The sequence below is a fragment of the Vibrio sp. 1F255 genome (assembly GCF_041439145.1).
Classification (GTDB): domain Bacteria; phylum Pseudomonadota; class Gammaproteobacteria; order Enterobacterales; family Vibrionaceae; genus Vibrio; species Vibrio crassostreae_C.
On record NZ_JBGONQ010000037.1, the window covers coordinates 16,550 to 37,679 of the forward strand.

The following is a 21,130-nucleotide window of genomic DNA, read 5'->3' on the forward strand; positions in this document are numbered from 1 at the left end:
TGAATTTTTGGTCTATTGACCAACTGTGCTCATATTTAGGAACGAAGATGAATAGAAATGTTTGGCTGCTTTCACTGTGTCAGGCCTTGTTGATGACGGGTAACATATTACTGATCTCTGTGATTGGTTTGATCGGTAAGCAGATTGCACCCAGTGTCAGCATGATCACCTTGCCGGTTGCACTGCAGTTTTTGGGTTTAATGGCAGCCACTATTCCAGCATCTTTAATTTCAGGCAAGTTAGGGAGAAAGCGAGGATTTAGCATTGGTAATGTGGTTGGCATTACAGGAGCTAGTCTTGCCACCTACGCACTGTCTCAACAACATTTCTATTTGTTTTGTTTCGCTACGTTCTTACTTGGGATAGGCATAGGTTTTGGCACGCTTTATCGTTTTGCTGCAATCGAGGTGTGTGATGAAAATGCCCGTCACCGAGCGATCTCTATCTCGATGGCTGGTGGCGTTTTAGCCGCGGTATTAGGACCAAATTTGGCGATTATGTCGCAACAGTGGTCGCAAGATGGCTTGTACATTGGTGCTTTTGCTTCTTTGATTGGATTGAACATTCTTGCGTTACTCATCTTACAAACAATTCAGTTTCCAAAAGTCTCTTTTAATAGTCAGGCACCTAAATCCGATCCTCTCAGTGTGATAGTAAAAGCGCCTAACTTTATTGGCGCAGTGTTTGCTGCCATGGTCGCTTATGCGGTGATGAATATCCTGATGACAGCAACGCCATTGGCAATGATTGGTTGTGGCTTTGACTTTACCAAAGCAGCGGGCGTCATTGAGTGGCACGTATTGGGGATGTTTGTTCCTGCATTCTTTACTGGTTCACTTATCGAGAAGTTTGGCTCAAGAATGATGATCTTGGCAGGCGGGGTTCTGTTCGTCGTCTGTATCGCGATTAACATTCATGGCGAATCTATCTGGCACTTCAGAGCGGCTCTAGTTGTGCTTGGTGTCGGTTGGAACTTTATGTTTATCGCGGCAACAGGTTTGTTTAGTCAGTCCTACCAATCGCAGAATAAAGCTAAGGCACAAGCGTTTAATGAATTTATTGTCTTTGGCTGTGTGACGATTACCGCCATGCTCTCTGGCTGGCTAGAATCGACAGCAGGGTGGCAGAACCTCAATATCTACGTATTACCATTCGTGTTAGCTGTTATCTTGCTGTTCGCATTCAGTGCTCGTAAATCGCGTATTCAAAAGCAGCCTGTGTAATGGCTCATCGAATGGTGGTTCAGTAAATTTGTTACTGTGATTAAAACCCTAGTATCTCGAACTGCGACCAATAAAAAGCCCTACCAAATCGGTAGGGCCTTTGCTTACGGCTTAAATAATAACGTTTTCTTAAAACTGCTGTCGTGGCTTATATCCTGTGACAACAGTACTTAAGCTTGTGTTGTAAATACGCATGACAGAGCCAGCGATGATTTACAGGTCGACCAAAATTGTCTTAGTGGTAATCCCACCTTGGTCATCGATTATCTTCAGTGTCACCTCGTGCTTTCCGTATGAAGGGAAGATTGACGTGAATGTGCGACCTCGTTTCACCTTTCCGTTTGGAAGTGTCCACTCGGTATCAACAATACGACCATCGCTGTCTGAACTTGTAGACCACATGGTTACCCAGCGGCCCAAGTGAATGTACTTCGCGCTCGCTTCTGGAAGGGCGTTTGGAGATTCAACACTCACTACGGAGCTAAATGAAGCGGTAGCGCCTTTGTCGTCGACAACAGTCAAGTTCACCGTGTATTCGCCCGCTTGCTCGTAAGACCAAGTTGGTGCCACTTCGTTACTTGTTGTGCCGTTGCCAAAGTCCCATAGGTAACGGGCGATCTCACCGTCTTGGTCTGAGCTGAAGTTGTTTGCAGAAACAGTCAGACCAGTCACATTAAGCTCGAAGTTCGCAGTAGGAACGATGTTGTGTTGGCTTACTTTAGATAAGCGAACCACACCGTATTCGTTGTTATCACTCTGATTCACAATATCGACCGCTAAACCAAACTCCGTCAGGATGCGTCCTGAATCTAGTGCTTGAGGCGATGTGTAATCTTGGTCATCCGAGAAGCTAGCATTGCCAACCAAACTGGTATCTTCGAGTACATCATTATCGCTGTTTACAAGGCGCATTGGAGTATGATCTTTGAGTGAAAACGCAGCGTCTCGAACTTGGTAGCGTGTTTGAGCCACTTCACCAGAGTTTGCCCACACCATGGCATTTTGGTCTGCATCGACCACGCCTAACCAACCTTCACCAGGGTGTTTACCTACCCAGTTGTCGGTGAGTGATTCGTCGACGTACCAAATGATCAATCCTGGGTCGAATGACATCAGTTGTCCCATGCGTTTGATGTTCGCTAGGCCTTCATCAACATCCATGTGGCTGCGCCACTGCAATAGATAGTAGTGCTGCGCTTGATGGAATCCATTACTCAGCTTGTAACCATTAAGGGAGAAGGTGGAGTTGCTTTCACCATCATCTATTGAGGTCACTTCACCATCGACAACCACAGCAAGGTTATCTAAATAGAAGCCTTCCATTGCTAAGCCGCCATCGGTGATGTACTCAAATGAAAGTTCAACTTCTTGTCCTGCCCATTGTGAAACGTCGAACTCAGCGTTAACCCATCCGCCAGATTCGCCGCCAATAGCAGGAACGAGGCCCGTGTTGTATGGGTCGTCCATTGAGGTAATGTTGCCTGCAATGGCTTGTCCGTTGATTAGCACGCGCGCAAAGTCGTAGTCTTTTTCAATCTCATACCAAGTTTTGAAAGACAGCAGTGCAGAATCACCCGCTGGGATCATCAACTTGCGAGTCATACTGTTTTTCAGATCATCGCCTTTTTGAGAGTGGAATGAATACTCGCCCTCAAAGGGTTTCAGACTTTCAATCTGCTTTTCAGGAAGATCCACTTTGATCATGTTAGGACGACTGTTATCCGTTGTTTGGAACAGCGTATACACTTGTGGGTTGTCTTCTAGGTCATCAATCGAGAGCTGATCATCGTTAACCCAACGTCCGCCAATCGATTTCTGTAGGAAGTGTTTTGCCCAAGAGCTGAATGCCGTTGGTTGTGTACCACCAATTTGACCAGCCCAACTGCCCGAAGACATGATTGACCAGTAAGAAACCGGTTCGCCTCTGCCTGTGTATTGCGTGTCATACTCGTCTGGTAAGCCTAAATCATGACCATATTCGTGGGCACAAACACCTGCAGCCGCATCAATCGGTTGAATGGTGTAATCGAACGCCGCGTATTGGCCACCAAATCGATCTGGAAGCGAGCTAGAAGTACCTTCCAGTACATGAATGCGACCAAGGTTGAATCGGTGAGACCAAATCGCATCAGGGCCTAACACGCCACCACCGGCTTCTTCGCCTACCGATGCATGAAACACCATCAGGTGATCAATCACACCATCGGGTTCGCGGAAATTTCCGTCACCGTCGTAATCGGCAAGGTTGATACTCGGATCTTGAGCCAGTTGATTCAGCGCTTCACGAACCAGTTCTTGGGCGTTTAGGTCGTTGTCGGTGGTAGGGGAGTTGCCACCATAGAATGACGCAGGCTTAGAGGCGCGATACCAACCTGCCGCTTGACCTGCAACGCTGTAACTGTCGCCTGATTCGCTTTGGTAATATTGGCGCATCGAGATTAGGTTTTCGCCATTTGGCCCTGTGTAGCCAGAATTTGAAAACAACAACTCTTGATAATGTTCAGGGCTGTAGCTCCCGTAGAGCATCTGCGTGTGCTCTTCGGTCAACTTGTTGTCATCCCAGTTCAAATCAGGGAAATCGACCAATAGAGCGAGTACTTTATCGGTGCGCTTGGTGCCGACTTCTAAAGCAAAGACACTCGCTTTTTTAACGCCAGACCCTTTCTCAATGGCTTTGAGTATTTTCGCTCGTTGTTCAAGTGCTTTTTTACCGAATTGAGCATCGCCTTTGAAACCGGAATTGATCTTATTTTTTAAGTAACGGTTAAGCGCATCGCGCTTTGCCGCATCGGTTGCATCTTGGTCGACTAAGCCTTGTCTAACTAGCATTTCAATGAGTTTGTCTTCATTAACTACGCCTAAATCAATAGGTGTTTTTGCATAACCACTGACGCTAAATAGAGTAAGCATTGCTGAAGCCAACAATGTTTTTCTCATCATTTTCATTATATTTCCTTTTTGTATTTCCATGTCGATATCAGTATCAACTTGCCTTATTCGGATCTGTTGTCCGAGTTTGGCCTAATACACTCTTGTGGTGTCTTATTTAACTGACGTGTGTTTGTTGTATGTTTTTTACCTTCTATCTCTTTTGTATTGGTTGTCTCTTTTCTATTTTTTGAATCAAACGGAGTGCTCTTCACTTTTTTAGCGTTGAGATAGATACGCAAAGCTTCTTGATTTTCCTCATAGGTTAAGCCTGAACAGATAACACCTTGTTTTATCAATGACTTCAGCAATAGTTCGTCGTTCTCAATAGTGGAAGCCTGTGACAGTGAGGAAAAAATTAGAACCATTAAAGCCATTGTTTTGTGTGACATTATTATATCAAGCCATCAGTTTTGATTATGTAACAAAATATATTTATAAAATTTACCAATCAAATGGATAATTATTACAATTAATTATTCGTTCCGGTTTCAACATTTAGAGTTAATATAAAATAAGGAGTGTTATTTATTCTATTGTCAGTTATTTAATGGGTTTTGTTGAATGAATAGTTGATAGTTTGGATGTTTAATAACATTGATTAGGTCGTGGTTATTATTCTGGAGGGCGCTTTATACAAGGCGTTGGGTTCTAACTAATAAGATGATTTTTTATTATCGGTGTTTTAAAATACGCATGTAATAACTGAGTCATTAGTAAATACCCATGCTCAAATTATTTTTACTCAAAATATCAATAATTAGGGTATTAAGCGCGATTTAAAGTGCTTCAAGAGAACAGATTTCACAATAGCTCGATCAAATGGAGTTATCAGATAAGAAAAAGAGCCCGCGTTTAGGCTTTTTAGTTCGTGTACGCGTTAGCGATTTACTTATGGTTGAGTAGAGGATTGCCATGGTTAAGACATCCAAGCTTACTAAAGGCTTTGTTGAATGAGTGCTGTGCAAAGATTTAAACATTCGTACATTCCATACCTCTGTTTCAATGAGAACCATGAGATTTAAACTGTAGGTAACTTAGATGATTTATAAATGTTGATTTGAGAAGAAGCGTGAAGCGTTGAGCTTTGTGAGGTGTCGAGCGTATTTTTGTATAAATAGCAGGCATTTACACAAAATGTGACGTTCACATTTTGTCATAACTTTAATAATTGTATATATTCCTCGCCTAAAATAATAATTAACCTAAGTTAATATAATGACTGTCAGCTCATCTACTCAATCTCGTGAAACGCTTCTCAGCGAAAACGAACAACTTGTCTCTACCACTGATTTAAAAGGCGTGATTACGTACAGTAATGATGCTTTTTGTCGCATAGCGGAATACAGCCAACAAGAATTGCTAGGGCAACACCACAATATCGTAAGGCATAACGATATGCCGAAAGCCGCTTTTGCTGATATGTGGGTTAACCTAAAGCAAGGTAAAGCTTGGCGTGGCATCGTAAAAAACAAAACCAAATCTGGTGGGTTTTACTGGGTCGATGCTTATGTAACTCCAATTTACGACAATGGTAAGGTGAGTGGCTACCAATCTGTTCGTGTTAAGCCAAAGAATGAATGGATACAAGTTGCAGATAAGGCTTACCAAGGCCTCTTGAAGGCTGAAAAGTCGGGTCGCCAATGGTCATTAAAGATCAGTGACAGTGTTCGTTACGCCGTGTTGCTAGGCTCTTTGGCTGCGCCGTTAATTTCAAATCTCATTGAAGTAGGGCAAGTATCACAATGGTTGTTGAGCCTACTTCCTGTTTCAGCATTAGCACTGCTTTTCCGACAAGAGCTGATTGATACTCCACTGCAGTTGAAAAAGCTGCAATCTAAATTCGATAGTGTTAGTCGTCTTGTTTATTCAGGTAATAGTCAGTTTTCTATTGCCGATTTTCACTTAAAACTATTGTCTGCAAGAATCCGCACCGTATTAGGTCGTATGACAGACTCTGCCAAGCCGTTACAAGATTTGGCTGACAACTTGAATGCCACGTCATTTGAAGTATCTGAAGCTTTAGATCAACAAACAAAAGATATTCTTCAAGTACGAGAGGCGACTGAAGAGGTTGAAGTCACCGCTAATGAGGTCTCTTCTCGCACAGAAGAAGCGCACCAGATTGTCGATGTGACTTTGCAAACCTGTGCTGGCGCTAAAGAGAGTATTAATCAAACTCATCAAAACTTAGAGAGACTAGCTTCTCAGGCCGAAAAGGCGACTCAAACGACTTACCAACTGAGCGACCAAGCGCAGAGCGTAAGTAAGATAATGGAAGAGATTGGTGGAATCGCCGAACAAACCAACTTGTTGGCCCTGAACGCTGCGATTGAAGCGGCGAGAGCGGGCGAGCAAGGACGAGGCTTTGCTGTCGTTGCAGACGAAGTCCGTGCATTGTCGGGTCGAACCTCAAAGGCTACGGTTCAGATCAAAGAGAGCATTGATACAATGCTAACGACGATTGAAGGGTGGCAGAAAGATATTCTGGCGAACCGAGAGCAAACGGACGCGTGTGGTGATGTTGCTAAGGTAAGTGCAGAGCGCTTGTCGGAAGTCGAAAACCTAATGCAATCCATGAATGAACTCATGCAGTCTGTTGAAAGTTCTGCTCATAAGCAACGTGAGCTGTCGAGTGAAGTCAATCTGCATATGCAGTCTATCGCCTCGACCGCAGAACAAAACTTAGTGGCAACGCATTCTGTGAAAGACCACTCCACAGAGCTAAAAGAACAAGTCAATGAGTTCTACCAACTGGCAAAGCGTTTCGAAGAAAAATAGCCGTTAGATTTAATCCGAATGAGAGAAAAGACAAAAAAAGCCCCGTATTTTCATGCGGGGCTTTCTGTATGCATCAACCCATTGAAGGGCGAGACAATGTATTCAAGATTAAGCTAGAAGCTCTTTCGCTGTGTTTACTACGTTTTCAGTAGTGAAACCGAACATCTTGAATAGCTCACCTGCAGGTGCAGACTCGCCGAACGTTGTCATACCGATGATCTTGCCACCGAAACCAACGTACTTGTACCAGAAGTCAGCGATGCCAGCTTCTACAGCGATACGTGCCGTTACGTCAGATGGAAGTACAGACTCACGGTACTGCGCGTCTTGTTTGTCGAACGCATCAGTAGCAGGCATAGAAACTACGCGTACTTTCTTACCTTCAGCCGTTAGCTCAGCAGCAGCGTTAACCGCTAGCTCAACTTCAGAACCCGTTGCGATAAGGATAAGCTCTGGCTTGCCTTCACAATCTTTCAGGATGTAACCACCCTTAGCGATGTTTGCTACTTGCTCAGCGTCACGATCTTGTTGTGCAAGGTTTTGACGAGAGAAGATAAGTGCAGAAGGACCATCTTTACGCTCGATTGCTAGTTTCCAAGCAACAGCAGACTCAACTTGGTCACATGGGCGCCATGTGCTCATGTTTGGAGTTAGACGTAGAGAAGCGATTTGCTCAACTGGTTGGTGAGTTGGACCATCTTCGCCAAGACCGATAGAGTCATGCGTGTAAACTTGGATGTTCTGAGTTTTCATCAGAGCAGCCATACGCATAGCGTTACGCGCGTATTCCATGAACATTAGGAACGTTGCGCCGTATGGTACGAAACCACCGTGTAGAGCGATACCGTTCATGATAGCCGTCATACCGAATTCACGTACACCGTAATGGATGTAGTTACCAGAGAAGTCGTTCGCTTCAAGAGACTTAGAACCAGACCACATAGTTAGGTTAGAAGGCGCAAGGTCAGCAGAGCCGCCCATGAATTCTGGTAGCATAGCACCGAACGCTTCTAGAGCATTTTGAGATGCTTTACGTGATGCGATGTTTGCTGGGTTAGCTTGAAGATCAGCGATGATTGCCGATGCTTTCTCTTCCCACTCAGCTGGTAGGTCACCGTTTACGCGGCGTTTGAATTCAGCTGCCAGCTCAGGGTATGCTGCTTCATAAGCTGCAAGTTTCTCGTTCCACGCTGCTTCCTTAGCTGCGCCTGCTTCTTTCGCATCCCACTCTGAGTAAACTTCCGGCGGAATTTCAAAAGGACCGTGCTCCCAACCTAATTCTTTACGTGTTGCTGCAATTTCTTCAGCGCCTAGTGGAGCACCGTGACAGTCGTGCGTACCTGCTTTGTTTGGAGAACCAAAGCCAATCACTGTTTTAGTGCAGATTAGAGTAGGGCGAGGGTCTGCTTTAGCCGCTTCAATCGCTGCGTTGATAGCGTCAGAATCGTGACCATCTACCGCTGGGATTACGTGCCAGCCGTAAGCTTCGAAACGCTTAGGTGTATCGTCAGAGAACCAACCTTCAACTTCGCCATCGATAGAGATACCGTTGTCATCCCAGAAAGCAACCAGCTTACCAAGACCAAGCGTACCTGCTAGAGAACATGCTTCGTGAGAAATACCTTCCATCAGACAGCCATCACCCATGAATGCATAAGTGTAGTGGTCTACGATGTCGTGGCCTTCTTTGTTGAACTGTGCTGCTAGCGCTTTCTCTGCCATAGCCATACCAACAGCGTTAGTGATGCCTTGACCTAGAGGACCAGTCGTTGTTTCGATGCCTGGTGCGTAGCCGTACTCTGGGTGACCTGGAGTCTTAGAGTGCAGTTGACGGAAGTTCTTAAGATCTTCAATTGAAAGCTCGTAACCTGCTAGGTGCAGCAGAGAGTAAATCAGCATTGAGCCGTGGCCGTTAGACAGGATAAAACGGTCGCGGTCAGCCCACTCTGGGTTTGCTGGGTTGTGGTTTAAGTGAGAACGCCAAAGTACTTCAGCGATGTCAGCCATACCCATAGGTGCGCCTGGGTGACCAGAGTTTGCTTGTTGTACGCCGTCCATGCTTAGAGCACGAATAGCGTTAGCTAGATGTTTGCGATTCATAAGAACTTCCGAATAAAAATTAAGAAAAACAAAATTGATAAAAGTAGGGGAACTGAACGTTCCCCTATTTGAATTTGGTAAGAGTGATTACAGCTTAGCTGCGATCATGTCTTCTAGTTTGCCTTGGTCGACGGCGAAGTTGCGGATGCCTTCAGCCAGTTTCTCAACAGCCATTGCATCTTGGTTGTGGTCCCATAGGAACTCAGCGTGAGTCATCGCTGCTGGACGCTCTTTAGTACCGTTAGAGTCGATAAGCTTCTCTACTACTTCGCCTTCTGCTGCTTCTAGGTCTGCTAGAAGTTGAGGAGCGATAGTTAGACGGTCACAACCAGCAAGCTCAAGGATCTCGCCGATGTTACGGAAGCTTGCGCCCATAACAACAGTTTTGTAGCCGTGGTCTTTGTAGTAGTTGTAGATATCTGAAACAGAGATTACGCCTGGATCTTCTGAAGCTTCGAAATCACGACCTTCTTTCGCTTTGTACCAGTCCATGATGCGACCAACGAAAGGAGAGATTAGGAATACGCCAGCTTCAGCACAAGCACGAGCTTGAGCGAAAGAGAATAGAAGCGTTAGGTTACAGTTGATGCCTTCTTTCTCTAGGATTTCAGCAGCACGGATGCCTTCCCAAGTAGAAGCCAGTTTGATAAGGATGCGGTCATTAGTGATACCAGCGTCGTTGTACATTTTGATAAGTTGACGAGCTTTAGCAACGCTGCCTTCCATGTCGTAAGAAAGACGAGCATCTACTTCAGTAGAGATACGGCCAGGTACAACTTTTAGGATTTCTTTACCGATGTTCACGTTAAGCATGTCGCAAGTATCTTGAACTTGCTGTGCTTTATCACCGCTTTGCGCTTTTGCGTATTCGATAGAAGCATCGATTAGAGGAGCGTACTCAGCAATTTGAGCAGCTTTAAGAATTAGAGATGGGTTAGTTGTTGCATCTTCAGGAGTGTACTTGCTGATAGCTTCGATATCGCCAGTGTCAGCTACAACAGTTGTTAGTTTACGAAGTTGCTCTAATTTATTGCTCATTTTGATCATCCTATGTATCGCATAACACCTCATTAATGGGAGAGGTGTGGGCATTTGCAAGCTAACTAATGAAGTTCTCAATGGTTGTACCAGTGAGCCAAACTTACATTAATTTAAATTTTTCTCCGAACGAACATTTGCACAGAACATTTGATCGCTCGATGAGTAAATGATGTAGCCATATTTATCCGATCTAGCCCCAAAGTCAACGGTAAATAGTACTGTATGGTGACTTCAGTCAAATATATTTCGCTCTAGTAATCATGGGCTATGCAAGCAAACGTTTAACGAGCAAAGTGAGGTGAATTAATCAACAACAAAACCATGGTTATGACTATGAGCAAATGTACCTTGCTGTTACATATGTTCGGGGTGTAAACTTGTGTATCACTTGCTTAAGCATCGAACATTTGTTCTTCAAGCAGGTAAAATAATTGTTAAATATTGGTTGAGTGGTATATGAGTAAGAATATCCAAGATGTTTCCGAAGAAAACACTGATCTCCTCACTGAAGTAGCGGTTGCTTATTATCAAGATGGTGCCACGCAAGAAGAGATATCTAAAAAGTACTCTATCTCCCGTGCAAAGGTTGGTCGAATGCTCAAGCAAGCCCGAGATGAGGGCATTGTTGAGATCACCGTGAAATATCACCCCGTCTTTAGTGCGAAGATCGAGCAACGTTTGATCGAACGATTTGGTGTAAAGCGTGCGCTTGTGGCACTAGACCAACCAAATGAAGAGAAGCAGCGATTACAGGTTGCTGGTTTAGTGTCTAACTACCTTACCAGTACACTGAAAAACGGCATGGTAGTGACAGTAGGACAAGGGCGAAACGTATCGTCTGTTGCTCATCACACTGGCGTCATTACGCCACGAGACTGCAAATTCGTGTGTGGTATCGGCGGTATTCACCCAAGAGGCGGTATGTTTAATGCCGACCATATATGCAGGCAGTTAGCCAAAAAGTACGGTGGATCTTCTGAAACCTTATACGCGCCCGCTTATGCCGAGAATAAAGCGCAAAAAACCGCATTCATGGAAAACAGCACCGTTAAGCAGACCCTCGATCTCGCTCGAAAAGCCGATGTTGCATTAGTCGGTATCGGTGATATGAGTGAAAACAGCTATATGGTCGACTTAGGTTGGTTTACCGCAGGTGAGGTCGTTCAATCTCGTTTATTGCAAGGAGTCGTCGGTGACTTTGCGGGTTATGACTTTTTCGATGTTCACGGTAAAACAGCAAACACAGTAATGAGTGACCGTGTGATTGGTTTGGCCTTGGAAGAATTCCGCCCAATTGCAGAAGTCATTGCCATTGCAGCAGAGAACAGTAAACCACTCGCTTTGTTAGGTGCACTAAGAACCGGCGTGGTAGACGTGATCGCAACCAGCGTAAGTAATGCTTTAACGGTACTTAATTTGGACGAACAACTTAGCGTGAATAAACCATACGGCAGTGAATAGTAAGATATTTGTGCTTCGTTGAATTCACTATTTGAGTAATCATGGAAAATCCCCCTAATGAAACCAGTGCAATAAGGGGGATAACTATTAGACATGACTCGAATAGTGAATTTGTTCAGCGGTTGAAAGAATTATCACTCTTTAATGTTAAGCCACACTAAAGGAGATAATTATGAAACTGTCATTTATCACACACGCTATTTCTAGCAACAGTGACCAATCAAGTTCTATCTTTAAATCTATTTCTATCTTTGGGCTTAGCTCAATAGCCACGGCTTGTATGCTCACACCTACAGTACATGCCGATGATAAAGTCGTCGCAGGGTATTTTGCGGATTGGCAATATCTGAATAAAGACAACCCTTATACCGTTGACGACATACCTGCAGACAAGCTCTCACATATTATTTACGCCTTCTTGAGCATGTGTGGTCCTCATAGCGGTGCTGGTGAGCCCGTCCAAAAACAAATTCAGCAGCAATGTGCAGACAAACAACCATATACCGCGATTATTGTGGATAAAGAAGCTGCGTTAGAAGTCGATTTCGGAGACGTGGGTGTTGATGTCGCCTATAAAGGTCACTTTGCCCAGTTAGCTCAACTGAAGGCCGACAATCAAAATATCAAAATTTTGCCCTCATTTGGAGGGTGGACAATGTCTGAACCTTTCCATGCGATGGCGAAAGATCCTCAAGCCATTGCGCACTTTTCAAAAACTGCTGTTGAGTTGATTCAAAAATATGACTTCTTTGATGGTATTGATCTTGATTGGGAATACCCAGGAGGCGGCGGCTTGACCACTTCCCCTTGGAACCCAGAGACGAAACTAACGGATGAGCAGAAAGCGCAAGAGCGTGAAGCTTTCACACTTTTAGTAAAAACAATCAGAAGTGATTTGGACGCTCTATCAAAGACGACTCAAAGAGATTACGAGCTTTCAACGGCTGTCGGTGTTGGTGCTAAGGCAGCTCAAATTGATTGGAACGCAGCTAGCCCATATCTGACGAACATGTTTGCGATGACGTATGACTTCCTCGGAGGCTGGGGAACTCAAACAGGTCACACAACAAACTTACATGCCACCGAGCGTAGTTGGTGGGGAATGGGAGCTGATGTCTTCATTAATCAGATGATAGAGCAAGGTATTCCTAGCGAGAAGCTCGTGATCGGGGCGGCTTTTTATGGTCGAGGTTGGCAAGGGACAAAAGACTTTGCTGGAGAGCTGCCTAAAGGTGACCTAGTTTCTGAACAAGGGGCGCAGTTTGGTACCGGCGAAAACGGTTACTTCATGTTTTGGGATCTTATGAATAACTACAGCAGTAAACAAGGTTATGAGTATAAGTATGATGAGCAAGCTCAAGCACCTTATTTGTGGAACCCAGATAAAAAAGTATTCATATCTTTTGAAGATCAGCGTTCTATTAAAGCAAAGGCAGAATGGGCGAAGAAATCAGACCTAGGCGGCATTTTTACTTGGGAATTATCAGGAGATCCTTCCGGGCAGTTGATCGATGTTATGCATAGTGAAATGAATAAAAAGTGAAATGAATAAATAACTGAACAGAAAATACCTAGAAAATAAGGTAGGTGTTTAGCCGCCTACCTTATTTAGCTCGTCTATTTAACTCACGTTCTTAAACAGAACATTCCGCGTGCTCGGTCACTTTCTTGTTTAGGTGAGTAGCCAGCTCATCATAAGGAATAGGGCGAGAGAAGTAATAGCCTTGCATTAAGTCACATCCACATGCCTTTAGAATTGCGAAGTGTTCGTTTGATTCTACGCCTTCTGCTAATACCACCATGCCGAAGTTCTTACCGATTGCGATGATGTTTTGCACCATGGTGAGTGACTGCTGATCGACAGCAATGTTCTCAATAAAGCTCTTATCGATTTTAAGTTCATCGATAGGCAGTGCTTTCAACATACTTAGTGATGAATAACCTGTCCCGAAATCATCTAAAGAGATCTTTATATTCTTCTCTTTGAGGGCTTCAAAAGTCGGTTTCACCAAAGTCACATCTTCAATGAACAAGCTCTCGGTAATTTCTAGCGTTACACAGCTAGGAGAGAGTTGATACTTTTCTAGTGTCGCGAACAAGTGCTCAGAGAAGGATTGATGAGAAAACTGACACACTGATATGTTGATCGACAGCCCGATTTTTTGTTCTGTTGTTCGGTGCAAGTGGGCGATCTGCATAATGCTGGACTCAATAATAAAAGTCCCCAGTTTTTGCATTAAACCCGTGTTCTCTGCTATCGGTATAAAGACATCTGGCGGAACAAAACCCAATTCCTCATCAATCCAGCGCACGAGTGCTTCTACACCATGAATACTTTCATTTGCACGAACCAGCGGTTGGAAAACCATGAACAGCGTTTGTTTCTCGATAGCGATGCGTAGCCTTTGTTCTACTTTCATTTTGTAGAGATGAGCATCTTGCATTTCCGTTGTGAAAATACTGTACGAGTTTTGCTGCTGTTTCGCTTTGTACATTGAAATATCGGCAGAACGTAACAGGCTATCCAGATCTTTTCCGTGTTCTGGGAAACGCGCTACGCCGATGCTGCAACCTAACAAAAACTGAGCGCTTTCAACTTCATAAGGTTGAGAAAGCACTTCAATAATGCGCTTGGCGAGTCGTTTAATTTCAGCTTCATTCGACAAGGGCGTCAAGAACAAAAACTCATCACTGGATTCACGTACCAATAGGCTGAGGCGAGATCGGAACCTCATCAAACGCAAAGCGATCTGTTTGAGAACCTTATCTCCAAAGTCATGCCCGTGGGTGTCATTGACGCATTTAAAGTTATCGATATCGATAAACAACAGCGAAAACGGCTCTGACTCATCGTCAATCCATTTACCAATGTTTCTACGCATGTACAAACGGTTTGGCAGAGAGGTTAAAGGGTCATGGTTCGCCTGATAAATGAGTTGGCTACGAGTCCGTTGTTCATTCTTGGCAATCGACTTAACCAAAAAGTAGAAACCAAACTGAAGAAAAATAAAGGCAACGAAAAGAATGCTGAACTCTTGTATGAATATACTATCGACGTGAGTTAGATCCGTACGTCCTACCACCCATAATTTGTAGTTTGGGATGTATTTCGCGCTCATCAAAGAGTGGTACTCTTCATCGTCGACGACAAAAGAATAGGTTTCTTGCCCATTCATCGCTTCTTGTACGCTAATTCCGAAGTGGTCGGTAAAGATACTTGCAATACGCTGTATGACATCTTTGCCGACTGGAGAGGAATAGGCACTCTCAGATTCAATATCACTTGAATAAAACTGGCGATAGCTGTCTTTTCTGATCAGGCTTAGTGTATTGAAACTTCCGGCGTGAGCATTATTTTCAAATACGATCGTTGCGTCTAATCGTAGCCCTGCGGTCATTACTGCATCGGTTTTCTTGCCATCGATTGAAATGGATTTTCTCAGCGGGATGACTAAGCTATTCAACGAATCTTGAAAATAGGTACGGCCAAGCACCATGCTACTGCTTGATAGGGCGTCTAGGAAGGAGCCTCTGGTTGGCGCGTATTGCAGCAAGTTCCTTTGATTCGCAAGTTCGAGATTTGAGCTAATCGAGAGGTAATCACCGTCGGTGTTCAACAAGCCAAACGCTGCTATCGCAGGGTGGGTCTCAAGTAGCTTGTCTAATATTGGCCTAATCTGGATAGATGCAGTACGTGTGAAATCAGACTGTTGAGCCAGTTGATGGCCAACCACTTCTAACAAGGCTTCTTGACTGGTCAGCAGCGAGTTGACGGAGCTAGAAAAAAGCTCAACCTGAATGTGTTGCTGCTCTATGAAGTCGTCTCTGTTTGCTTTCCAGTTTGTTATTCCCAACGCGGCGAAAAGTATCAGGGTCAGTAGTACGACAAACGCGTACAGCGACCAGATATTTTGCTTAAATAGAGCCATGAGATGCCTTTGTTGGTTACTACTTTTAACAGACTGCAAGTGACAAACTATTGGGTTGTCAGCGCGATTCATGCAACGAAAAATACAAACATCAATGATGAAAGTATTAATGATTAAATAGTGTAACGACTACGAGCAGAGATTCTTGAGTGAAAAATTAGTATTCATAACGTCGATAACGATTAGTTTATGATTAATCACGAATTATGGTTAGCAAGTTGATGTGGGTTACAAATCAAACAGCGTGAATCGAGTCTTGGTCTCAAATGAACATAGCGTTAACTGCGACATAGAGGCTTACTTCATGAGACGTGGGGCCATCATTATCAGTAAGCTCTTTATGCATGCGCAGTATATTCTAATAGTTGCATTAAGCGAAGTTGAATTACTTTTTAGTCACGGCGATAGGGAGTTTGTCGTTAGCACCCCATTCCGTCCATGAACCATCGTAAACACCCATTTCACCGTTATAGCCAGCGAGTTTAGCGGCTAATAATATGATGCAAGCTGTTACGCCAGAGCCACAGCTAAAGAACATAGGTTGAGAAGGCGTTAATTCTAGCGTTGAAAAGATATCAATAAGCTCTTCTTGGGACTTTAACTTGCCGTTTTTGAGTACTTGGGCAAATGGTAGGCAAATAGAATTCGGTATATGGCCACTACGCAAGCCTTCACGTGGTTCAGGAACTTCTGAATCGAAACGAGCTTGAGAACGAGCATCTACAATGTTTGCGCTCTTGTCAGTTGAGTAACCTTCAATCTGCTGAGCACTGACAAAGTAGTTGTCTTGAATATGGCCTTCAAAATTGCCCGCTTTTACTTCGGTGCGATAGTCAGTCTCGGTCGCGTAACCGGCTTCGATCCAAGCTGGCAAACCGCCATCTAAGATGAATACGTCGTTGTGTCCCATTGCCATAAACATCCACCACGCACGAGGAGAAGCGAAGGTTCCGGAGTTATCGTAAACCACAATCGTACTGTCTTGATTGATGCCAATTTCTTTTGCGCGAGTGTTGAAGTGTTTTTCGCTCGGAAACATGTGAGGAAGCAGAGTGTGCTTGTTACAAAAGTCTTTGTCGTAGTCAAAACGAATAGCACCAGGAATCATTTGTCCTTTGATCTTTTCTGACTCGCTTGGAATTTGAAACTCGATGCTGGCGTCGAGGATGATGATATTGTCTTCTGCTAGCAAACGTTGTTGAAGTTGTTGTGGTGAGATGAGTGGCTGATTCATTATTGTTATATCCATTCTTGTTGTTTTAGCGATTCATACTGTTTTAGCGAATACAGTGGTAGAGCGATTACTGTTGCTTTTGCGAATACAGTTGCTTTACGAATACCGTTGTTGCATCGATGGCTACTGTGCAGCTCGACAGTGGATGAACTGATAACTGCTTTGTCCGGTTATTTGATTGTTTAATGTATCAAGCGCGACCACAGAATCAATAGGGCAGTCTGTGGTAGGAGCAATAGAGAGCCGAAATACGTCATTATCTTTTGTCTGAACCGTCAGATAACGCCTGTGCCCATCTAAGGATTGAGTAAGCGTGTTCGAAATTACTTTGGCTTGAATACGTTGCCCCGTCTCTGATGTTAGCGGGAAATAGGCAAGGGCAACTAACACGCCTACGCCACACATTAAGATAAATAGACCTATTTTTAACTGTTTCATGAGAGTAAGTCTTTGAAGGTTATGTTGAAAATATAAGTGAGGTTGGTGGTAAAGTGAATGCTACTCGCTAAGAAAGCTGAATTAACTGCTCCTCGACGAAAATAAAAAAGTGAGCATTTCTGCTCACTTTCTACTTACAAACAATCCATTTTGACTCTGTTTCGTCAGAGATCTCGCTAACGACAAGTTACCTGCTGTTAAACAATTTACTGCCAGACAATCTGAGAGTCGCCGCTAGAAACCACTTGTTGTAATGGAGGTTGACCATCGTAAAACCAAATCTCTATCAAGAGTGCGTCATGGTTTACTGGTGCTGCAAAGTTGGAGGCGAACACACCGTTATCTAGTGGGCCCGAAATGACCTTGCTGGAGTAATCCGGCTTCAAGGTTGAGTCATCTCTTGTACTAAAGCGGCTATAAACGGTCACAAAAGAACGGTCTGTCGAAATGCTGCTGATGTCAATGTTGAGATCAAACTGTTCAACAGAGTTGTAGTCAAATCCATCAGGTACCACCAAATCACTCATCGTATAGCTCTGCGCTGCTACCGCACTTGTCGCGGGAGACGGCGAAGGCGTTGCTGTTACCGGAGTCGTTGCTGTTACCGGATTCGACGGAGTTGCAGGTGTCGAGGGTGTAGATGGTGATGCCGTAGATGTACTTCCGCCCCCACCGCCGCCGCCCCCACAACCGGCTAATACCAATGGCGCTGTAGCTAAAATAACGGCTAGTGACTTCTTCATGTTCCAAGTGCTTTGTACAGACATACGTTCTTCCTCAGAGAGATTGCGGCTTGAATCAACGCAATGATTGTCTCGATATTGTTTAGTGTGAATAGTCATAACGTCTCTCCTTATGGTTCGTAACGTTGGTTGTCTGCAGGTGATTGGTACCATGTTTGGTTCGTGTCACCGCCGGATTCTGCGTATTCTTTAAACTCTGGGTAAGCGGTAACAATATCGACGTACTCTAGAGGCCACTCCCATTCGTCATCCGAAGTTACTATGAGAGCCCAAGGGTGGTTTTCTGCTGTTTTGAAGTATTTACCTGTTGATGGATTACTGTCATCGACGCCTAAACCAGCTTCAAAGAGGTTAGTGGTATCAAATGCTTCGGTTGGAGCTTGGTCTGGCAAGTGAACCTCCCAGCTGCGCCCTGGATGTAGAGGTAGGTTTTCACCGTGATAATACCCAGGCGTTGCAAAAATGAACGGGTCGTAAGGCATATCGGTCCAACTGCCAGTACTCACACCGTCACCGGCTAAAGTAATACCAATTTGGAATGAGAACTGCTCATCCTCTTTACATCCATTACTGGTGCGGTAGAAGGTACAGCCAGTGCTGATTTTTTCTGTCAGGTCATTGGCGATAACAAAGATTGCTTCGCTACGTCCATCTTCTAGGTCAAGGTCAGTGAATACACCGTTGTGTTTCATGTAAGAGCTACCACTACTCACCAAGCTCGGGTCTAGGTTAGGAAGTCGAACAGCAAAACCATTTCTGTACGTTGCCCCGACAGCAGCTAGGCGGCCGTCGATAGTGGACTTAACGACTTTTCCATCTTTAAGGATCTCAGTAATGCGATACATAAGAACAGCATCGTTCATGTCGTAGTCGGCTTTATAAGGCCAGTTATCTTCGTACGCGAGCGTTGCGTAGCCAGAAGCACTTGGGAAGTAACGAGCGGTGGCGCCATCGTTAAGGACATCGACTTGAATATCGACCACCTCACCAGAGGTTGAACCGCCAAAGTAACTTAGGTTGGTTTGTTGGCTGAATCTAAATCTAGCCCACGTAGTACCGGTTAGTGCGTTGATGTCGACATTTAGGAATAGATCGTTTTCACCAGCATCGAGCGCGTAATCTGTAAACACTTGCTCGTTGGCGCCATCGAAGCTGCCATCTTGGTTCCAGTCTATCCAAGCTGAAAGGTAACCGGTTGTTGAAGCTTCAATTACTACTTTTGAATCAAGCCCTGCTTCAAGTGCGGTAACAAAACCGATACCACCGTTTGCCCATTCATCATCCACCCCGACAGTTTCATCTGATTGAGGTGTGACATAACCATCTAAATCCGCATCTGGAGGAGTTGTACCTAACCATGTGATGCCATCGAGTTCATGTCGAGGGCCATTGCTCGCCAGTAACGTTAGGTAGCTGTCTGGAGCATCACCGAAGTCGATGTTTGAGTCTTCATCAACAACAGGTGCATTAGCACAACGAGCACCATCGTTTTGACCAGAAGCTGGGCCATTCGAAACAAATTCAACGGCTGGAACAATACCTGCCGCGATATTGGCAGCGTTGTCTGGAGACAGATTGATACGGTAAATTTTACCGTCTTGGTTTCGAGATACGTAGTAGTAGCCGTTGACATCAAAATAGCCAGCACCGAACGTACCTAACTCGCCGGTGTCTCCGATGTAGGTTTCGGCACCAGTTGTAGGGTTGAAGCTGTATAAGCCACCAGAGTTATTATCGATACCATATAAAGAGCCATCACTTGGATGAAAGGCGAAATCAGTCAGTTTTACAGTTGCAGGGCTGCCTGCGATTTTGTTGACCGTGACGGTCGCATTCGGATCAGAGTCTAAAGGAGAGAGGTCAACAGTAAATAGTCCCTTACCTGTACGATACAAGTAGTAAACATGGTCATAGACGTCGCCGACATAGAAAGTGTGATCGGTTGGTAAGCCACTGGTATTGATAACTTCAGCTTGGAAATCCTGTCCAAGGCGCACCAAGCGTTTGTTGGTGGTGTCATAGCCATAAATATATCTGTCTTGAAAGTCGAAACCGACACCATTGATATTGGCATTCATACCCGTATCGTCTTCCAACAGAGTGGTTGAACCTGTTACAAGGTTTACCCCCCAAACTTCAACGGGTTTCGACTGAAAGAGGTATGCTTGACTAGGGCAGGTATCGAATGGCGCTGCGTTGGCGACTAGAGGGGCACTTAATAGCAAACTTAACGTTGTAATTCTCATATCTACATCCTTGTGATGGAAGGTACAGATACAGTTACAAGTTATGTGCCAATTTTAAATTATTGATTTTTAAAGGTTATGTTTTTAGGTGCTGATTTTTTCACTGTATTCTCAAAATGAGAACTCAAATGAAACTAATCTCTCATAGAGTATTTCAAATTGATAAAGCGAGTGAGATGCTGACGTTGAGACATAAAAAAGCCCCAACATATAGTCAAGGCTTAGGTTTTCGATCAGAGGGGGATATGATTTATCTTATCCACACACCGAACAATTAGGCATCTTCATTAAATTCATTTCACGCCAGCTGTGAGACATGGCATCGAGAATCAAAAGCTTGCCTTGCTTTGGTTGTCCAAACCCGGCAATAACCTTGATAGCTTCCAAAGCCTGAGCCGCGCCAACCATGCCAACAACAGGTGCCATCACACCGGCTTCAACACAGCTTAGAGCAGCGTTGCCGAATAGAGCGCTCAAGCACTGGTAACAAGGTGCATTTTCATCTTGATAAGTGAATACGCTAATCTGACCTTCCATGCGAATCGCAGCGCCCGATACTAGAGGCGTTATTGATGCGTAACACAAACGGTTAAGTTGATTGCGCGTTTCAACGTTGTCGCTGGCATCAAGTACTAACGAATGCGCTTCAATGAGCTTTGCTAGTGCCTCGTCATCAAGTCTGTGGTCGACCGTTTCAACTCTAAGGTGTGGGTTTAACACCTGTAATGATTCAGCGGCTGAAACGACTTTCTTCTTACCAATGTCAGCATCGGTGTGAAGCACTTGTCGCTGCAAGTTTGAAAGCTCGACAATATCATCGTCGATCAGTGTTAGCTTACCAATTCCCGCAGTCGCGAGGTATTGAGCAGAGGCACAGCCTAAACCACCTGCACCTAACACTAAGATTGAACTCTGTTTCAGCGCTTCTTGGCCTTCAAAATCAAACTGTTTGAGAATGATCTGGCGATTGTAACGAAGCATCTCTGCGTCAGACAGTATTTCCATC

General features: G+C 44.4%; 14 protein-coding genes. 4 read left to right on the forward strand and 10 right to left on the reverse strand.

Going from position 1 to position 21,130, the window contains the following annotated elements:
• Positions 1-47: 47 nt before the first annotated feature.
• The gene (locus ACED41_RS18390; protein WP_017061890.1) at positions 48-1,223 is read left to right on the forward strand and encodes an MFS transporter; all 1,176 of its coding nucleotides are present in this window, start codon (positions 48-50) and stop codon (positions 1,221-1,223) included.
• Positions 1,224-1,436: 213 nt separating this feature from the next.
• Here ACED41_RS18390 and ACED41_RS18395 read toward each other — a convergent pair whose 3' ends face one another.
• Together ACED41_RS18395 and ACED41_RS18400 are read right to left on the reverse strand one after the other, a co-directional pair.
• Complete coding sequence (locus ACED41_RS18395; protein ID WP_371725435.1) at positions 1,437-4,169, reverse strand: immune inhibitor A domain-containing protein; 2,733 nt, start codon at positions 4,167-4,169, stop codon at positions 1,437-1,439.
• A 47-nt stretch (positions 4,170-4,216) separates the two neighbouring features.
• Positions 4,217-4,543 carry a hypothetical protein gene (locus ACED41_RS18400; RefSeq protein ID WP_017064423.1) on the reverse strand — a complete coding sequence of 109 codons (327 nt, stop codon included), beginning with the start codon at positions 4,541-4,543 and terminating at the stop codon, positions 4,217-4,219.
• 826 nt (positions 4,544-5,369) lie between these two features.
• Here ACED41_RS18400 and ACED41_RS18405 point away from each other — a divergent pair.
• The gene (locus ACED41_RS18405; protein ID WP_371725436.1) at positions 5,370-6,932 is read left to right on the forward strand and encodes a methyl-accepting chemotaxis protein; all 1,563 of its coding nucleotides are present in this window, start codon (positions 5,370-5,372) and stop codon (positions 6,930-6,932) included.
• 108 nt (positions 6,933-7,040) lie between these two features.
• Here ACED41_RS18405 and tkt read toward each other — a convergent pair whose 3' ends face one another.
• On the reverse strand, positions 7,041-9,032 hold the full coding sequence (gene tkt / locus ACED41_RS18410; RefSeq protein ID WP_371725437.1) for a transketolase: 1,992 nt from the start codon (positions 9,030-9,032) through the stop codon (positions 7,041-7,043).
• An 87-nt stretch (positions 9,033-9,119) separates the two neighbouring features.
• The gene (gene tal, locus ACED41_RS18415; protein ID WP_009845571.1) at positions 9,120-10,070 is read right to left on the reverse strand and encodes a transaldolase; all 951 of its coding nucleotides are present in this window, start codon (positions 10,068-10,070) and stop codon (positions 9,120-9,122) included.
• Between the two features lie 459 nt (positions 10,071-10,529).
• Between tal and ACED41_RS18420 the strand changes: the two genes are divergently transcribed.
• Both ACED41_RS18420 and ACED41_RS18425 read left to right on the forward strand, forming a co-directional pair.
• Complete coding sequence (locus ACED41_RS18420; protein ID WP_017064428.1) at positions 10,530-11,534, forward strand: sugar-binding transcriptional regulator; 1,005 nt, start codon at positions 10,530-10,532, stop codon at positions 11,532-11,534.
• 172 nt (positions 11,535-11,706) lie between these two features.
• The gene (locus ACED41_RS18425; RefSeq protein WP_371725438.1) at positions 11,707-13,077 is read left to right on the forward strand and encodes a glycoside hydrolase family 18 protein; all 1,371 of its coding nucleotides are present in this window, start codon (positions 11,707-11,709) and stop codon (positions 13,075-13,077) included.
• A 91-nt stretch (positions 13,078-13,168) separates the two neighbouring features.
• On the opposite strand, the gene ACED41_RS18430 is transcribed toward ACED41_RS18425, so the two are convergent.
• The 6 genes from ACED41_RS18430 to moeB form a co-directional block, all read right to left on the reverse strand.
• Positions 13,169-15,463 (reverse strand): putative bifunctional diguanylate cyclase/phosphodiesterase, encoded by a 2,295-nt coding sequence (locus tag ACED41_RS18430; protein ID WP_371725439.1) that lies wholly within the window; start codon positions 15,461-15,463, stop codon positions 13,169-13,171.
• A gap of 385 nt (positions 15,464-15,848) precedes the next feature.
• On the reverse strand, positions 15,849-16,697 hold the full coding sequence (locus ACED41_RS18435; protein ID WP_017065718.1) for a sulfurtransferase: 849 nt from the start codon (positions 16,695-16,697) through the stop codon (positions 15,849-15,851).
• A gap of 123 nt (positions 16,698-16,820) precedes the next feature.
• Positions 16,821-17,135 carry a hypothetical protein gene (locus ACED41_RS18440; RefSeq protein ID WP_017061706.1) on the reverse strand — a complete coding sequence of 105 codons (315 nt, stop codon included), beginning with the start codon at positions 17,133-17,135 and terminating at the stop codon, positions 16,821-16,823.
• A gap of 206 nt (positions 17,136-17,341) precedes the next feature.
• Entirely contained in the window at positions 17,342-17,977 is a 636-nt protein-coding gene (locus ACED41_RS18445) for a hypothetical protein (RefSeq protein WP_371725440.1), read from the reverse strand.
• Between the two features lie 11 nt (positions 17,978-17,988).
• Positions 17,989-20,124, reverse strand: a complete 2,136-nt coding sequence (locus ACED41_RS18450; RefSeq protein ID WP_102333908.1) for an LruC domain-containing protein — start codon at positions 20,122-20,124, stop codon at positions 17,989-17,991.
• 255 nt (positions 20,125-20,379) lie between these two features.
• Entirely contained in the window at positions 20,380-21,129 is a 750-nt protein-coding gene (gene moeB / locus ACED41_RS18455; protein WP_371725441.1) for a molybdopterin-synthase adenylyltransferase MoeB, read from the reverse strand.
• Position 21,130 lies beyond the last annotated feature (1 nt).